Origin of the sequence: Marinitoga lauensis, assembly GCF_004135675.1 — a bacterium.
Classification (GTDB): domain Bacteria; phylum Thermotogota; class Thermotogae; order Petrotogales; family Petrotogaceae; genus Marinitoga; species Marinitoga lauensis.
The window spans coordinates 197887-212432 of record NZ_QHLX01000004.1; the positions used below are offsets into that span (position 1 = coordinate 197887).

General features: G+C 26.7%; 21 protein-coding genes and 1 pseudogene. 19 read left to right on the forward strand and 3 right to left on the reverse strand.

Features of this window, described 5'->3' with window-relative positions; genetic code table 11:
• Positions 1–17 precede the first annotated feature (17 nt).
• The 6 genes from DJ007_RS08285 to DJ007_RS08310 all read left to right on the forward strand — a co-directional run bounded on the left by DJ007_RS08285 (position 18) and on the right by DJ007_RS08310 (position 3591).
• Positions 18–281 carry a hypothetical protein gene (locus DJ007_RS08285; protein WP_129409179.1) on the forward strand — a complete coding sequence of 88 codons (264 nt, stop codon included), beginning with the start codon at positions 18–20 and terminating at the stop codon, positions 279–281.
• 29 nt (positions 282–310) lie between these two features.
• Positions 311–565, forward strand: a complete 255-nt coding sequence (locus DJ007_RS08290; RefSeq protein WP_129409180.1) for a hypothetical protein — start codon at positions 311–313, stop codon at positions 563–565.
• Between the two features lie 82 nt (positions 566–647).
• Positions 648–1562: a hypothetical protein gene (locus tag DJ007_RS08295; RefSeq protein WP_129409181.1), complete on the forward strand. Its 915-nt coding sequence runs from the start codon at positions 648–650 to the stop codon at positions 1560–1562.
• The gene (locus tag DJ007_RS08300) at positions 1562–2563 is read left to right on the forward strand and encodes a hypothetical protein (RefSeq protein WP_129409182.1); all 1002 of its coding nucleotides are present in this window, start codon (positions 1562–1564) and stop codon (positions 2561–2563) included. The genes DJ007_RS08295 and DJ007_RS08300 overlap by 1 nt, the downstream gene beginning before the upstream one ends.
• A 336-nt stretch (positions 2564–2899) precedes the next feature.
• Complete coding sequence (locus DJ007_RS08305; RefSeq protein ID WP_129409183.1) at positions 2900–3289, forward strand: nucleotidyltransferase substrate binding protein; 390 nt, start codon at positions 2900–2902, stop codon at positions 3287–3289.
• Positions 3286–3591 carry a nucleotidyltransferase family protein gene (locus DJ007_RS08310; protein ID WP_129409184.1) on the forward strand — a complete coding sequence of 102 codons (306 nt, stop codon included), beginning with the start codon at positions 3286–3288 and terminating at the stop codon, positions 3589–3591. The genes DJ007_RS08305 and DJ007_RS08310 overlap by 4 nt, the downstream gene beginning before the upstream one ends.
• A 15-nt stretch (positions 3592–3606) precedes the next feature.
• Here DJ007_RS08310 and DJ007_RS08315 read toward each other — a convergent pair.
• The 3 genes and pseudogenes from DJ007_RS08315 to DJ007_RS17655 all read right to left on the reverse strand — a co-directional run bounded on the left by DJ007_RS08315 (position 3607) and on the right by DJ007_RS17655 (position 5419).
• Positions 3607–4742: pseudogene (locus tag DJ007_RS08315) on the reverse strand (DegT/DnrJ/EryC1/StrS family aminotransferase).
• A gap of 3 nt (positions 4743–4745) precedes the next feature.
• Complete coding sequence (locus DJ007_RS17650; RefSeq protein WP_240739406.1) at positions 4746–5018, reverse strand: nucleoside-diphosphate sugar epimerase/dehydratase; 273 nt, start codon at positions 5016–5018, stop codon at positions 4746–4748.
• Complete coding sequence (locus DJ007_RS17655; protein ID WP_240739407.1) at positions 5018–5419, reverse strand: winged helix-turn-helix transcriptional regulator; 402 nt, start codon at positions 5417–5419, stop codon at positions 5018–5020. The genes DJ007_RS17650 and DJ007_RS17655 overlap by 1 nt, the downstream gene beginning before the upstream one ends.
• A 180-nt stretch (positions 5420–5599) precedes the next feature.
• On the opposite strand from DJ007_RS17655, the gene DJ007_RS08325 reads away from it, so the two are divergent.
• The 13 genes from DJ007_RS08325 to DJ007_RS08375 all read left to right on the forward strand — a co-directional run bounded on the left by DJ007_RS08325 (position 5600) and on the right by DJ007_RS08375 (position 14499).
• Positions 5600–5881 (forward strand): DUF5320 domain-containing protein, encoded by a 282-nt coding sequence (locus tag DJ007_RS08325; protein ID WP_129409185.1) that lies wholly within the window; start codon positions 5600–5602, stop codon positions 5879–5881.
• The gene (locus DJ007_RS08330) at positions 5878–6138 is read left to right on the forward strand and encodes a DUF5320 domain-containing protein (RefSeq protein WP_206076237.1); all 261 of its coding nucleotides are present in this window, start codon (positions 5878–5880) and stop codon (positions 6136–6138) included. The genes DJ007_RS08325 and DJ007_RS08330 overlap by 4 nt, the downstream gene beginning before the upstream one ends.
• Positions 6139–6249: 111 nt before the next feature.
• A complete protein-coding gene (locus DJ007_RS15880) occupies positions 6250–6363 on the forward strand; it encodes a nucleotide-binding protein (RefSeq protein WP_206076238.1) in 114 nt (37 codons plus the stop codon).
• Positions 6348–6665, forward strand: a complete 318-nt coding sequence (locus tag DJ007_RS15885; RefSeq protein WP_206076239.1) for a 4Fe-4S binding protein — start codon at positions 6348–6350, stop codon at positions 6663–6665. Before DJ007_RS15880 ends, DJ007_RS15885 begins: the two co-directional genes overlap by 16 nt.
• Positions 6666–6874: 209 nt before the next feature.
• Positions 6875–7060, forward strand: a complete 186-nt coding sequence (locus DJ007_RS15890; RefSeq protein WP_206076240.1) for a hypothetical protein — start codon at positions 6875–6877, stop codon at positions 7058–7060.
• A 31-nt stretch (positions 7061–7091) separates the two neighbouring features.
• Entirely contained in the window at positions 7092–7961 is an 870-nt protein-coding gene (locus tag DJ007_RS08340; protein WP_129409186.1) for an ATP-binding protein, read from the forward strand.
• 25 nt (positions 7962–7986) lie between these two features.
• Positions 7987–8331 carry a NifB/NifX family molybdenum-iron cluster-binding protein gene (locus tag DJ007_RS08345; RefSeq protein WP_129409187.1) on the forward strand — a complete coding sequence of 115 codons (345 nt, stop codon included), beginning with the start codon at positions 7987–7989 and terminating at the stop codon, positions 8329–8331.
• Between the two features lie 12 nt (positions 8332–8343).
• Positions 8344–8676 (forward strand): NifB/NifX family molybdenum-iron cluster-binding protein, encoded by a 333-nt coding sequence (locus tag DJ007_RS08350; protein ID WP_129409188.1) that lies wholly within the window; start codon positions 8344–8346, stop codon positions 8674–8676.
• Positions 8677–8697: 21 nt separating this feature from the next.
• Complete coding sequence (locus DJ007_RS08355) at positions 8698–8970, forward strand: 4Fe-4S binding protein (RefSeq protein ID WP_129409189.1); 273 nt, start codon at positions 8698–8700, stop codon at positions 8968–8970.
• A gap of 23 nt (positions 8971–8993) precedes the next feature.
• Complete coding sequence (locus DJ007_RS08360) at positions 8994–10859, forward strand: NAD(P)/FAD-dependent oxidoreductase (protein WP_129409190.1); 1866 nt, start codon at positions 8994–8996, stop codon at positions 10857–10859.
• 547 nt (positions 10860–11406) lie between these two features.
• Positions 11407–12606, forward strand: coding sequence for an MFS transporter (locus DJ007_RS08365; RefSeq protein WP_129409191.1), 1200 nt, complete (start codon positions 11407–11409; stop codon positions 12604–12606).
• A 5-nt stretch (positions 12607–12611) separates the two neighbouring features.
• Complete coding sequence (locus DJ007_RS08370; RefSeq protein WP_206076241.1) at positions 12612–13775, forward strand: radical SAM/SPASM domain-containing protein; 1164 nt, start codon at positions 12612–12614, stop codon at positions 13773–13775.
• On the forward strand, positions 13768–14499 hold the full coding sequence (locus tag DJ007_RS08375) for a radical SAM protein (RefSeq protein ID WP_129409193.1): 732 nt from the start codon (positions 13768–13770) through the stop codon (positions 14497–14499). Before DJ007_RS08370 ends, DJ007_RS08375 begins: the two co-directional genes overlap by 8 nt.
• Positions 14500–14546: the final 47 nt, after the last annotated feature.

Below are 14546 nucleotides of genomic sequence, written 5' to 3' on the forward strand. Positions count from 1 at the left end.
TAAGGAGTCGATATATAATGTTTAATTATTGGTATTATTGGAAAAATGTTGATTTTAGATTTAGATTAATAATATTTATAATATTATTAATAATTTTATATTTCCCATCAAAATTAATATACAACTTATACTTTAATCCTTTATATTTACTTGAAAAATATTACGATGCAATGAGAGTAGCAACGTATCAGTATAATAGTTATCTTGAATATGCGTTTGATGTTGATAATGAAATATTGAAAAAAAATTTAAATGAAATGATTGAAAAAAGAAAAAAATAATATTAAATCCAGAAAAAGTTGAAAATTTAATGAGAAAATATTATATTGATTTAGAAAAAGATGAAGCGCCTATACTTGATATTTTATCTTCTTTAAAATTTGGAGTTTATCGCAAAAATATAAAAATAACAAGATATGGATATGAGGTATATATATTAAATCCACTTGAAGAAAAAATAAAATATCCAGAAAATTCTGAGATTACATTTTATATTGTAAGGACATTGAAAGGATTAAAAATTGATTGGATAAAATCTGTTTATAATTATCAAAAACACAAATGAAAAAGTGCAATAACTCTCAGGTATATAAAATGAGTACATTAGTAGATAAATAGAAAATACAAAAAGAGGGATGGTGGTAAATATGAGAAAGAGAGTTTTAGTAGTATTTATTATTGTTGTATCTTTTATTTTAACCTTTGCAGATTATGACGTTTTAATTCCTTCTGCTAATAATTTTATTAAAACCATGGAAGTAGAAAATTATAAAATTAAGTTTTTATACTCAAAAGAAATTGAAAAATATATAAGCATCGATAAGTTTACATTTAGCAAAAATGGAAACATTGTATTGTTTGATAATACGGGTAGAAACAATCTATATATATCCAATTTAGAAAATTTAGTCAAATGGAATGTTATTACATTAGATAAATTTCCAATACCTTCATATGACTCCACTTTTCATTTTGTAACAAATGGCAATTCTGTAGTATTTTTTTATAATAATCATAAAAATAATAACTTAGAAATTTATCAATATTCTTTATCTGAGAAAAAATGGAAGTTAATAAAATCTTATTTGAATTCATCATATTTTGATATGTATCCATCAAAAATCAATGATAATTTTTTATCTTTTGTTATACAAAATAATAAAAATGAGATAGAACTTCATCTTTTAAATATAACCGATAAAGAAGACATTATGATAAAAAATAATATTACTGGTGAATATAAACTGGATGTAAATACAAAAGGAGATGTTGTTCTTATAGATAATATAAAAATTGAATACTTTAATAATGAAACAAAAGCAATAAAAGAAATAGATTTAAATAATAATTATCCAGAAATAATAACAAATCCACCATATTTTGTAACCTTTATAAGTGACAGTGATATTGCTATATACAGTAATAATAAATTAATAATATTTAATACTGAAAGCTGGAAAATAAAAGATGTTATATATGAAATTCCAGAAAATATCGTTGGTTTAACTGGATTAAATGATGGTAGTATTTTAATAACCCTTTATGAGTATAAAGGAGAATAATGTTTAATACATACAAAATTGCTATAGTAAGAATCATAAATGATGAGTTATATATATCTTATGGATTAAAGAAAATAAAAATGGTTACGATGGGGTATGGCATTAAGGAGGATGGGAATATGAAAAAATACATTATAAGTATTTTCATAGTATTTTTAAGTATTACACTATATAGTCAGACGACAGTTTTATTTAAAACTATTAATATCAATAATATCGACATAGGCAAATATAAAAATAAAAAATATTTATTTGATAAAAAACTGGTATTGATAAAGGGTATAGTCGATGAAATTGGAGATATATATGCTATAGTTGAGGATCAAAATCCATCATTAAATTATAAAAAAGCATATTTCTTAAAAACAAACATATTTTTTGAAAAATTAGAATCTTTCTCAGAAATTAAAGAAAAACTGGATACAAATAATCTTGAAATGATAGTTGAAAAAGAAAATATATATTTTAAAACTTCAGATGGAATATATGTGTATGACAAAAAAGGAAAACTAATAGAAAAAATGACGTATGATTCTAATAAAGAAAATACAGCAAATGAGAAATTTATAAAAATCAATAAAAATGAATTTATTAGTATAAATTTTCCTGTTTATAATAGACCAGAGTATTATATATATAGATTAAATTATAATGGAGAAAAACTGGAAAGCACTATATTAGTAAAAACTCATGAAACAATACGCAATTTATTTAAAGATAATGATAATATATATGTTTTCACACATGACACAAAAAAGGATATTTACAATATATATCTTTTAAAAGATAAAGAACTTAAAAAATTACACTCCTTACCAGGATATAAATTTAAAACAAGTGGAAAATTTAAACCAAATAATAGTGATTATGAAGTTTCGTTTCATAGTATAAAATCAATAGGAATAATCGATAAAAAACTGTATTTCATAGTTCAATTAAAAAATTCAAAAAACAAAAATTTATTGTTATTTGATTTGAAAAACAAAAAGAAAAATACCTAAAATATAATATAGATGAAGAAGATTATCCAAAAAATTTGATAAAAATTAATAACGCAAAATATTTTATTTATAATGGAAAGATATATGATGGTTACGATTTTAAAATATACAAATTAAAATGAAATTATTAATACAGGATATTTTTTCAACTAATTAGACTATATAAATAGGAGAAATTATTATGTATGGTATGAAAAATCCTAAAAATTGATTGGATAAAGTCTGTTTATAATTACTCTAAAAATATAACCGAATAATATAACCAACTTATTGTTTTTCTGATATAATAGAAATAAAGCATAATACACAAGGAGTTGTTACTATGTATAATAAAAAATTCGCTGGAAACAAAGATTTCAAAATTTTGAGAAATCTTATAATCTACTAAAAAAATATATTAATATGGAAAATATGGATGAATTAGATAGAGCAGGAATTATACAATTTTTTGAAATGGCTTTTGAATTATCATGGAAAGTCCTGAAAGATTTTCTGGAATATAACGGATATATTGTAAAAAGTCCAAGAGAGGCAATAAAATTATCTTTTCAGCTTGAACTAATAAATAATGGTGAATTATGGCTAAAAGCTTTAGAAGATAGAAATTTAACTGTTCATACTTATGATGAAAATACTGCAATAGAAATAACAAAAAGAATTAAAGATGTTTATTTACCGGAATTAGATAAGTTTTATGAAAATATGTTAAAGGAGTTAAATGAATGAAATTTGGACTAAATGAAAAAGAGCTAAAAATTATAATAGATTTTATAAAACAAATTCCAGAAATAGAAGAAGTTTTGATTTTTGGAAGTAGAGCTATGGGAAACTACAAAAAAGGATCTGATGTTGACCTTGCAATTAAAGGCAAAAATCTTACACGAGATTTATTATTAAAAATTAGTTATTATTTAAATGAAGAAACATTTTTACCTTACTTTTTTGACATACTTGATTACAATAAAATAGATAATCAGGATTTAAAAAAACATATAGATATTTATGGAATTACCATTTATAAAAAATAGACAGCCAGAAGCTGTCTATTTTTTATAATATTCCTTTATTGATTTTACAATATATTCTTGCTCCTCATAGGTTAATTCAGGAAATATTGGCAATGCCAGTGTTGTTTTCGTTGCTCTTTCGGTAACCGGAAAATCTCCTTCTTTATATCCAAGATATTCAAAACATTTTTGCTGATGAAGTCCTTTTGGATAATAAATTGATGTCCCTATTCCCTTTTCTGTTAAAAACTCCCTTAATTCATCTCTATTTTTTTCTTTTAGAGTAATAACATATTGATGATATACATGTGACTTATCTTCAAAAACTTCAGGATATTCCAGAACATCGACCAGATTATATCCTTTAAATAATTCATCGTAATTCTTTGCAATATTTATTCTCTTTTCTATATATTCATCAAGATGTTTCAACTTTATTCTCAAAATAGCAGCCTGAACTTCATCAAGTCTGGAATTAAATCCTACTTCATCATGATAATATTTTTTGCTGCTCCATGAACTCTTAGTTTTCTTACCCTATTAGCAAGTTTTTCATCATTTGTAAATACCATTCCTCCATCGCCATATCCACCAAGATTTTTTGTTGGAAAGAATGATGTAATACTCAAATCACCTACAGAAAAACCTTTCTTATCTTTCCATTTTGATCCTATTGATTGAGCACCATCTTCAATTATATAAACACCATATTTTTCCTTAAAATATTTCAATCTATTTAAATCTATAGTTTTACCAAACAAATGGACAGGTATAATAGCCTTTATTTTTTCCTTTTCTGGATGATTTTTCAATATTTCTTCTACCTTATCAAGATCCATATTATAATACTTTTCTTCAACATCTACAAAAATAGGCTTTGCACCATTTCTTGTAATACAACTTGCAGTTGCAAAGAATGTATATGGCGTTGTAATCACATAATCTCCTTTTTTTATATCTAATGCTTTAACAGATAAAAACAATGCATCTGAACCATTTGCTACGCCTACAGCATATTTTGTTCCGGTGTATTTTGCTAATTCATTTTCAAGTGATTTTACATGAGGGCCTAATATAACCTTTCCTGTTTTAAATATCTCATCTAATGTACTTAATACTTCATTTCTGATTGTTTCATATTGTCTTGTCATATCAAATAAAGGTATTTTCATTCTTCATTCCCCTTTCTCAAGAGATACATTTCCATTTTCATCAATATTGAAAATATAAATATTTGATAATTGATTTTCTCTTGCATTTTTTAATATATCCTCTGAATGTCTGAATGAAGCTATTATAATCATATCGTAATTCATATTCTTCACTTCTTCTGGAGAATATATATTAATACCATGAATCTTATCTCCCTGCTTTGAAATCGAATCATCTATAAATCCTATAACATTGATATTTTCACCTGTTAAAACCTTTAAAACAATACCACCCACTACCCGGCACCATACAATAAAATATTCTGATATCCCATATCTTCAATCTTATCCAATACCTTATTAAATGACTTTTTTGTCTCTGAATAAATTTTTGACACTTCATTTATAAAAGAAACAGTTAGAAATTGCAATCTTTTTTTACCTTCATATGTAATTTCATAGTTCATATTTCTTCTATTTCCACCGGTTTTTATTATATACTTTTTATCCTCAAAATCCTTTAAATATCTATTAACCATAGAAGGTACTATTCCAACACTTTTTGCTATCATTTCCTGAGAAACTCTTTCATTTTGCGATATTATCTGCAAAATCATTAATTCTCTAAAATTTGGAGATGGATTAAAAAATGTGTAGTCTTCAAAGTTAAACATATTTTTCACCTCTTTTTCATTCACTGAGTGAATTATATCATTATCTTTATCCAAAGTCAACAAAATCAAAATAAGAATTTTATATTAGATAATTTTTCTCTGTTTTTTAACATTAAATTCAACAAAAATAGTTGACATATATATGTATAAGATATATAATTAGATTGAAAGGTATATATATAATACATATAGGAGGTGAGTGAAATGGCATATTACGACGATTATGGCTACGGTAGAGGCTATGGAAGAGGTTTCGGAAGAGGCATGGGTAGAGGATTCGGTGCAGGTTTCGGAAGAGGTATAGGACGTGGCTATGGAAGAGGTTTCGGATATGGTGCAGGTAATTATGATGATTATTATAGACCCTCAATTGAAGAAGAAAGAGCTATGTTATTGGATTATAAAAGATATTTAGAAGAAGAATTGCATTTCATAGAAGAAAGATTAAGGGAGCTTGATAGACATTCTCAAGGAGGTGACAGATGATGCCAGGATTTGACGGAACAGGACCAATGGGAACAGGACCAGTTGGTAGAAGATTGGGACCATGTTCAAATCCAGGATATGTTGCACCAACTACTCCAAGATATGGTTGGTTTAGACCATTTGAAAATTTTTTCTATGGTTTCAGAAGAGGATTTGGAAGAGGTTATTTTGGGGGTTATGGCAGAGGTTTCGGTCGTGGCTATGGTAGAGGATTTGGAGCAGGTTATGGAAGAGGCTTCGGTAGAGGCTGGTGGTAAATAATCTTATTTGAGGGTTGCCGAAAGACAACCCTCATTAAATATTATATATATTTTATGTATATATAGTGGTATAATATATATCGAAAGATAAAGACAGGAGGAAGGAAAATGCGAATAACAATATTAAGTGGTAAAGGTGGAACTGGTAAAACAACGGTATCCACAAATTTAGCTTATACCCTTTCAAAAGATATAGAGTTCAATTGTTGGATGTTGATGTAGAAGAACCAAATGATCATTTATTTTTTGATATAAATTTCGAAAAAGAGGAAAGTGTAGATATTTTACTTCCAGTTGTTGATAATAATGCCTGTATAAAATGTGGAGAATGTGCTAAAGCGTGTCAATTTGGAGCTATTTCTGTTTTCCCAACAGGAACAATGGTTTTTGAAAGCTTATGTCATGGTTGTGGTGCATGCGCTATGGTCTGTCCGGTAAATGCTATTAAAGAAGAACCAAAAAGTATAGGTAAAATTCAATTAGGCAGAATAAATGAGAATCTAAAATTTGGTATGGGCTTTTAAATATAGGAGAACCTTCTGGTGTAAGAATAATTAGACAGTTAAAAAAATATATAGATGAATCTGCTGATGTTGTTTTAATTGATTCACAACCTGGTACTTCATGTCCTGTAGTTGAAAGTTTAAGAAATACAGATTTTGCTATTTTAGTAACAGAACCAACAACATTTGGATTACACGATCTATCATTAGCTGTTGATCTTGTAAAAGAAATGGGAATACCAGCAGGTATTGTAATAAACAGAGATACAGGAAAAACTAATATGATAGACGAATATGCAGAAAAAGAAAATATACCTGTTATATTAAAAATACCATTTGATAGAAATATAGCAAAATTGTATTCTGAAGGAAAGATTTTTGCCCAACATTTACCAGAATGGAAGAAAAGTTTTTAGACGTTTTTGAAACAATAAAGGGGATGGTAAAATGAAGCAATTAGCTATAGTTAGTGGAAAAGGTGGAACCGGTAAAACAACATTGAGTTCCTCTTTTGGTGCATTATTAAATAACGCTGTGCTTGCAGATTGTGATGTTGATGCAGCAAACTTAAACCTTATGTTTAATGGTGAAATAAAAGAAAAATACGATTATTATGGCGGTAAAAAAGCAATTATTGATCAAAATAAATGCGATAAATGCGGAATTTGTAAAAACATATGTAGATTTGAAGCAATAACCTTTGAAAACGGAATATATGATGTTGATCCATATGCATGTGAAGGGTGTAATGCATGTGTTATTGCATGTCCTCAGAATGCTATTAGATTGGAAACAGCATTATCTGGAGAATATTATTATTCATCAGTAAACGATGAAAAAGATATAGTTCATGCAAATCTAAATCCTGGTGAAGAAACCTCTGGTGGATTAGTAGCAGAAGTTAGAAAATTAGCAATGAACAAAGCACAGGAAAAGGGTAAAGAAATTGTGTTAATTGATGGCGCTCCTGGCATTGGATGTCCTGCTACATCATCTATAACCGCCACTGATTATGTTGTTATAGTAACAGAACCAACATCATCAGGTTTGCACGATTTAAAAAGAATAGTAGAAACAGTAAGACATTTCAGAAGAAGATTTGGCGTTGTAATTAATAAGTATGATCTTAATCCTGTTGTAAGTAAAGAAATAATAAACTATTGTATAAGCGATGGAATTGAGGTACTTGGAGAAATTCCTTTTGATGAAACAGTGGAAAAATCAAATCTTGAAATAAATCCTGTTGTAAATTATGAAAATAGTCCTGCAGCAAAAGCCATAAAAGAAATATTTGAAAAAGTAATGGAAAAATTATAATATAAAATATATTGGAGGTGTTAGTATGAAAATGGCAATACCATCACAGGGAAAAACATTAGATTCATTGAGTAATGACAGATTTGCAAGAGCTGAACTTTTTGTTATTTATGATTTGGATAAAAATGAAATTGCAGAAATTGTGGAAAATACTGCTAATGATGCCCATGGAATGGGGCCAAAGGTTTCTCAAATGTTAGCAGAAAAAGGAGTTAATGTATTAGTATTAGAAAGTGTCGGAAAAAATGCTTTTGATGTTTTAAAAGCTGCAGGTATCGAGGTATACTTAACAAAAAAAGATACATTAGCAAACATAATTGAAAACTATAGAAACGGAAAATTAGAAAAAGTAGAAAATGCAACACATTGAGGAGTTGAGATAATGAAGATAGCATTTGGAACAAAAGATGGAATACATATAAATGATGAACATTTCGGGCATTCATATTTATATGTTGTATATGAATATGATGGTGAAAACTTTAAAAAAGTTGAAGAAATAAAAAATCCATATTACGACACACATATGCATGCAAAGGCTGAAGAAATAAAAGAATTTTTAGGTCATTGTAAGGTTTGGGTTGGTAACTCTATGGGAAAAGGTTCTATGATAAAACTCGATAAATGGGGTTATAAACCATTAATAGTTGAGGCAAAAACGGTAGAAGATGCACTAGAAGAAATTAGATTTATGTTAGCTGGGGAAGTTGAATAACTTTCCTTGGAGGTGATAGAAATGCCATGGGTAAAAGAAAGTGAATGTATAAAATGTAAGATTTGTGTGAATGTATGTCCTGTAGAAGGTGCAATTACATTAAAAGATGATGGTTTCCCATATATAGATAATAATATTTGTACAAGATGTGGTTTATGTATGGAAAAGTGTCCTAAAGATGCAATAAGGCCTAACTCTGAAAATCCAGCAATGAGAGGAATGGGTAGAGGTCATGGAATGGGACGCGGTCTCGGCAGAGGAATGGGTAGAGGTTTAGGTAAAAGGGGATATTAAAAAATAAAAAGGGGTGATTTTTCTTGAAATTTGGCAAATTTGAAACGAAAAATCATATTTTTATGGCACCGATAAAAACCGCTTTAGCTACACCAAAAACAGGATTTATCACAGATGAACAGATAAAATACTATGAAAGAAAAGCAAAGGGTGGAGTAGGAACTATAGTTTTAGAACCAATTTCAGTTTCACCTTCTGGAAAAGAACATCCAAAACAAACTATGTTAAATACAGACGAACATATAGAAGGTCTAAAAAAGTTAGTGGATACATTACACAAATACGATACAAAATTGGTTGTTCATTTAAACCATGCAGGAAGAGCGGCTAATCCTAAAGCTTCAGGTGAAGTATTAGCTCCTTCACCAGTTAAATGTCCATCTACAGGGCAAACACCAAAAGAATTAACTAACTATCAAATTGAACAATTAATTTATGCTTTTAAAGAAAATGCCTTAAGAGCTCAAAAAGCAGGTGCAGATGCTGTTGAAATTCAATTTGGTCACGGATATATCGTTCATCAATTCTATTCAGAAAGATTAAACAAAAGAACAGATGAATATGGAAAAGATAAATTTAGATTTGCTAAAGAATTATTATCTGAAGTAACAAAAGAACTTGAAATTCCTTTATTCCTTAGAATTTCCGGAAGCGAATTTGTGGAAAACGGTATAACAAATGAAGATTTATCAAAAATTTTTGCATTAGCTGAAGAATTTGGTGTCTCTGTTATTCATGTGGGATGGGGAAACGCATGTGACTCTGCACCATGGTATTACAATCATATGTCATTACCTTTAGATGTGATGGATAATAAACTAAGAGAAATAAGAGAGTTAACCTCATTACCAATTATAGCTGTTGGTAGAATGCATAAAGATGAAAGATATAAAAAATTAATTGATGAAAAAATCATAGATGGTGTGGTTTTCGGAAGACAAATGATTATAGATCCTGATTTCCCTGAAAAAATATTATCCGGCTCAGATGAATATATTAGATGTGGAAGCTGTTTACAGGGATGTTTGGGAAATGTCAAAGCCGGAAAACCTATCGGTTGTATTGCAAATCCTGAAATTCATAAAGAATTTGTAGTTGAAACTAACTCCAGGAAAAAAGTTGCTATTGTTGGTGGAGGACCAGCAGGATTATTTACAGGATTATATTTAAAGAAAAAGGGTTATGATGTAACAGTATTTGAAAAGAATTCCTATTTAGGTGGTCAATGGGTATTAGCTTATAGATCACCAGGAAAATTATCGATGAAGGATACATTAGATGATTTAATAAAAAAGGCCGAAAAAGAATTAGAAATAAGATTAAATACAGAGGTTTCAACAGAAACATTTAAAGAAAATAAATTCGATTCTATTATTGTGGCTACTGGAGCTTACCCATTTGTTCCTCCTATAAAAGGTTTGGAAGAGTATATTACGGGTTTTGATTTCTTTGATGGCAAAAAAGCCAACGGGGAGAGGGTATTAATTATTGGTGGAGGCTTAATAGGTTTAGAGGTTGCAGAAGAACTGGTAAAAGAAAACAAAAAAGTTACAGTGGTTGAAGCATTAGACCAGGTAGGAAGAGGAATGGAAATAGTAGCAAGTAAGTTATTCCAGAAAAATTATGCACCAAAGATCAGCATTTATACAAACACATTGGTAAATGAAATAAAAGGTAAGGAAGTATTTGTTAAAACAAAAGATGGAGAAGAAATTTCTTTAGGTGAGTTTGATGATATTGTAGTAACTGCAGGCACAAAATCAGAAAACAAATTATATGAAGAATTATCAAAAGAATTTGATAATGTTTATTTAGTTGGAGATGCTGCAAAAGTCGGTCAAATAATAGATGCAACACAAGACGCTCTTGAATTAGCAGAAAAAATATAATAAAAACGGCTGCTCTGTTAGCAGCCGTTTTTTATATCACATGATATATTAATTATTAATTTAATTTTTGAAAAAATAAAGTAAATATTTGATTTTGTGTTGACTTTTTTTTTTTTTTTTTTGATAAAATCATTGCGAATTGGAAACTAAAATAATTTTTGTTCTAGTATAAATGAAATTCATTCTGTTGGAAATTTTACTAATATTAAAGTTAAAAAAATCACATTTATCATACTTTTTCTATCTTCCAATATATTATATACTGACTATTATTATTCATCAACAAATTAAAAATAAATTTCTACAGTATTCGTCCATTCTTTTTTATTTTTATATATTATTTTATTTTTAATTGTTGGTGACTATTGTTTAAGTTAAACCAAAAGAAAGGAGGGATGAGATGAATAAAAAAATTAAAATTATTTTCAAAAAAGTGGACAAAAAAGAATATTCATCAAGTGGTGCAATAGTGTCAAAATCTCATGGACACTAATTTTAATCGCCCGAACCAAAAATATTGGTTCGGGATTTATAAAGAGGTGTATATATGTTAGAAAAAATAATAAATAAAAGAAACTATTTTATGTATATAAATAAAATTACCATTTCTATAAATATGCTTTTCTTTTTTTATTTTATGATTCATGATAGTTTAGAGATTACGATGCCATTGTTTTTTGAAAAATATAAAATAAACATAGTTTATTTAGGAATATTAATATCAATTAGTAAAATATTGAGATCTATTATTATTATACCAATTTCAAATATAAGAATGGATAAAAAGATAAAAATATTATATTTTGTATTATTTACCAATATTTTATTAAATGTTTTCTCAATCATATTAAAGAATGTGTATCTTATCCTCTTTTATTTTTTATTTTTTCTTATTTCTACAAGTGTTTTTAATGTAATTATAAATCCTATCCTGGCAATAAATACACCAGAAGATAAATTAGGAATCACTTTTGGTATAAGGGACGTGTTTTTATATATTGGGTGTTTCACAGGATTATTAATTACAGGAAAAATTATTGATATAAGCAGTAATTATAATAATCTTTCTTTTATGTATATTATTCTATTTGTTTTCTTAATATTGAATTTAAAGAGTATACAAAAATTAAATGGAGTTAATTTATCATATTCGGAGAATAAAAAGAATAAACACTCAGCAAATAAATTAGTAAATATATTTAAGATCGAAAAAAGATTTCTTTATTATATTGTTGTTAGTACAATAATAATTCTTGGAACAAGTAGCCTGACATACATGCCATTAATTGGAAAAGAATATGGAATAAGTGATAGTGGAATATATTATATATTTTCATCTTCAATATTTTTTTCTGCTTTTATGTCTTTAATAGGTGGAATAATAATAGATAAATTTAATAAGAAAAAAATATATATAATAAACACATTTTTATATTTAATAGTATTATATTTATTTAGTATAAATAGCAAAATTCTGTTTGTTATAGGTATTTTAATTACTTCAATTCAAATGGCATTTGCAAATATCAATAGCACATATCTTTTTGAAACGTTTTCAAATGAAAAAATTGAAAAATATTGGGGAATAATAAGTGTAGTTTCTTTAATCTCTTCAAGTATGGGAATATTTTTATCTGGATATTTATGGGAAATAAATCCATCGATTATGTTATTATTTTCTTTTCTAACAACTTTTTTAGGATTTATTTTAACGTTTAAATTACCAGTAAAAAATGATAGGATGTGATTTTGTTGGTTGATTTAAAATTTCATGATTATATGAATATTATAAAAAATTATCATCTAACAAAAGAAAGTTATACAGATAGGAATGTTGAAAAAATCTTCATTGATACATATTTATTCGAACTAATAGAAAAATATAAAGTTTTTCCAAAAAAACCATTATGGATAGGATGGAAAACAACTCCAAAATGCAATCTTAATTGTATCCATTGTTGGGCTTTAACTAAGGGAGAAGAGAGAAATACAGAAGATATGTTAAAAGTCATAGATAAATTTCATAAAATGCAAGTTATTCATGTTACATTGAGTGGTGGGGAACCGTTTTTGAGAAAAGATATTTTTGAAATATTAAAATATTTGAAGAAAAAAAGAATTTATATTGAAATTTTTACAAATGGAATATTGCTTAATGAAGAAAAAATTGAAAAATTAAATAATATTTTAGATAAAAATACCGATACAATTCAAATAAGTTTAGATGCAGCAACAGAAACAACTTTTTTTTATCAAAGAAAAACAAAAAAATTCAACATAGTTGTTGATAATATAAACTTATTAAAAAAACATAATTTTATTGTGAGAACTAATTTTACAGCTACACATATCAATGTTAATGAAATTTTTGATGCATATGTTTTAGCTAATAAATTAGGAGTAGATACTTTTAGTGTAAGCCATGTTTATGAATTAAATCGAGGAGAAAATTTATATAATAAAGTTGAATTAAACAGATTTATAAACGAAATAAAGAAATGTTTAAGATATAGAGAAGTAGCCAGAACAAAACTACGTTTATTTTTACCTATTGAGTTTTATTCAGAAATTGCACAAAAAATAGAATCTAAAAATAAGAATTCTGTTATCATAGATAAAGAAAGTTTAGGGAAATGGTTTATAAATGCAAATGGTGATATTTACCCAGAAGTAACTTTGGAACTCAATGAATTAAAATTTGGAAATATATATGATGATTCTATAGATGCAATTCTAGAAAAAGCATATGTAGTAACAAAAGAATTGTATTTAAGAAATCTTGAAAAACAAAAATGCAGTTATTGCAATATGCTATCCTTATGTCAAGGTGGTGAAATTGGAAGAGTATACAAAAAATATAAATCCTCAAATTATCCTGATCCAAAATGTACATTCCAGGAGGCTAAAAATGATTAATATAGAATTACTATCAAAATTTTATCAAGAAGAATATAAAATAGTAAAAGAAAACAATGAAATAAATTTTGATGCATTTATTAATAATGAGATAAAACGGTATAAATTAAAAAAATTAAGTTTTCCAACTTTAATTGGTATAAAAATAACCAATAGATGTAATTTTAATTGTCCGTTTTGCTTTAGTTCTAAAAAAAATCCAAAAGATCTTTCAGAAAAAGAACTATTACACATAATCAAACAATTAAAAATATATAAACCTCATTCTATATATATAACTGGAGGAGAGCCATTTTTAAACTCAAATATTTTCTATTTATTAAATGAATTAAAAAAGTTAAACATAAAATTATCAATTCATTCTAACGGTTCATTGATAGATGAATATATAGCAAAAAAATTATCAGAATTGCTTGATGAAAAAGATAGTATTCAAATTAGTTTAGATGGATACGATAATGAAACATTTAAAATTACAAGAAATAGTAATTTATTTAAAAAAGTAATTAATGGAATCAATCTCCTTGTGAAAGAAAATATATATGTAAAAATAAACACGGTTGTAACAAATTTAAATGTTAATTATCTTGATAAAATTTATGAATTAAGCTCAGATCTTGGAGTAAATGAAATTTCCTTTTCTCCATTGTTAAATATTAAAAAATCCGAAAAAATATATTTACCTTCAGATGATTTGCTTTTAAAAATTTTTCAAATGTATTAGAAAAATATTATTCTACAGAAAAGAAATTAATAATATCTCAAGATCCA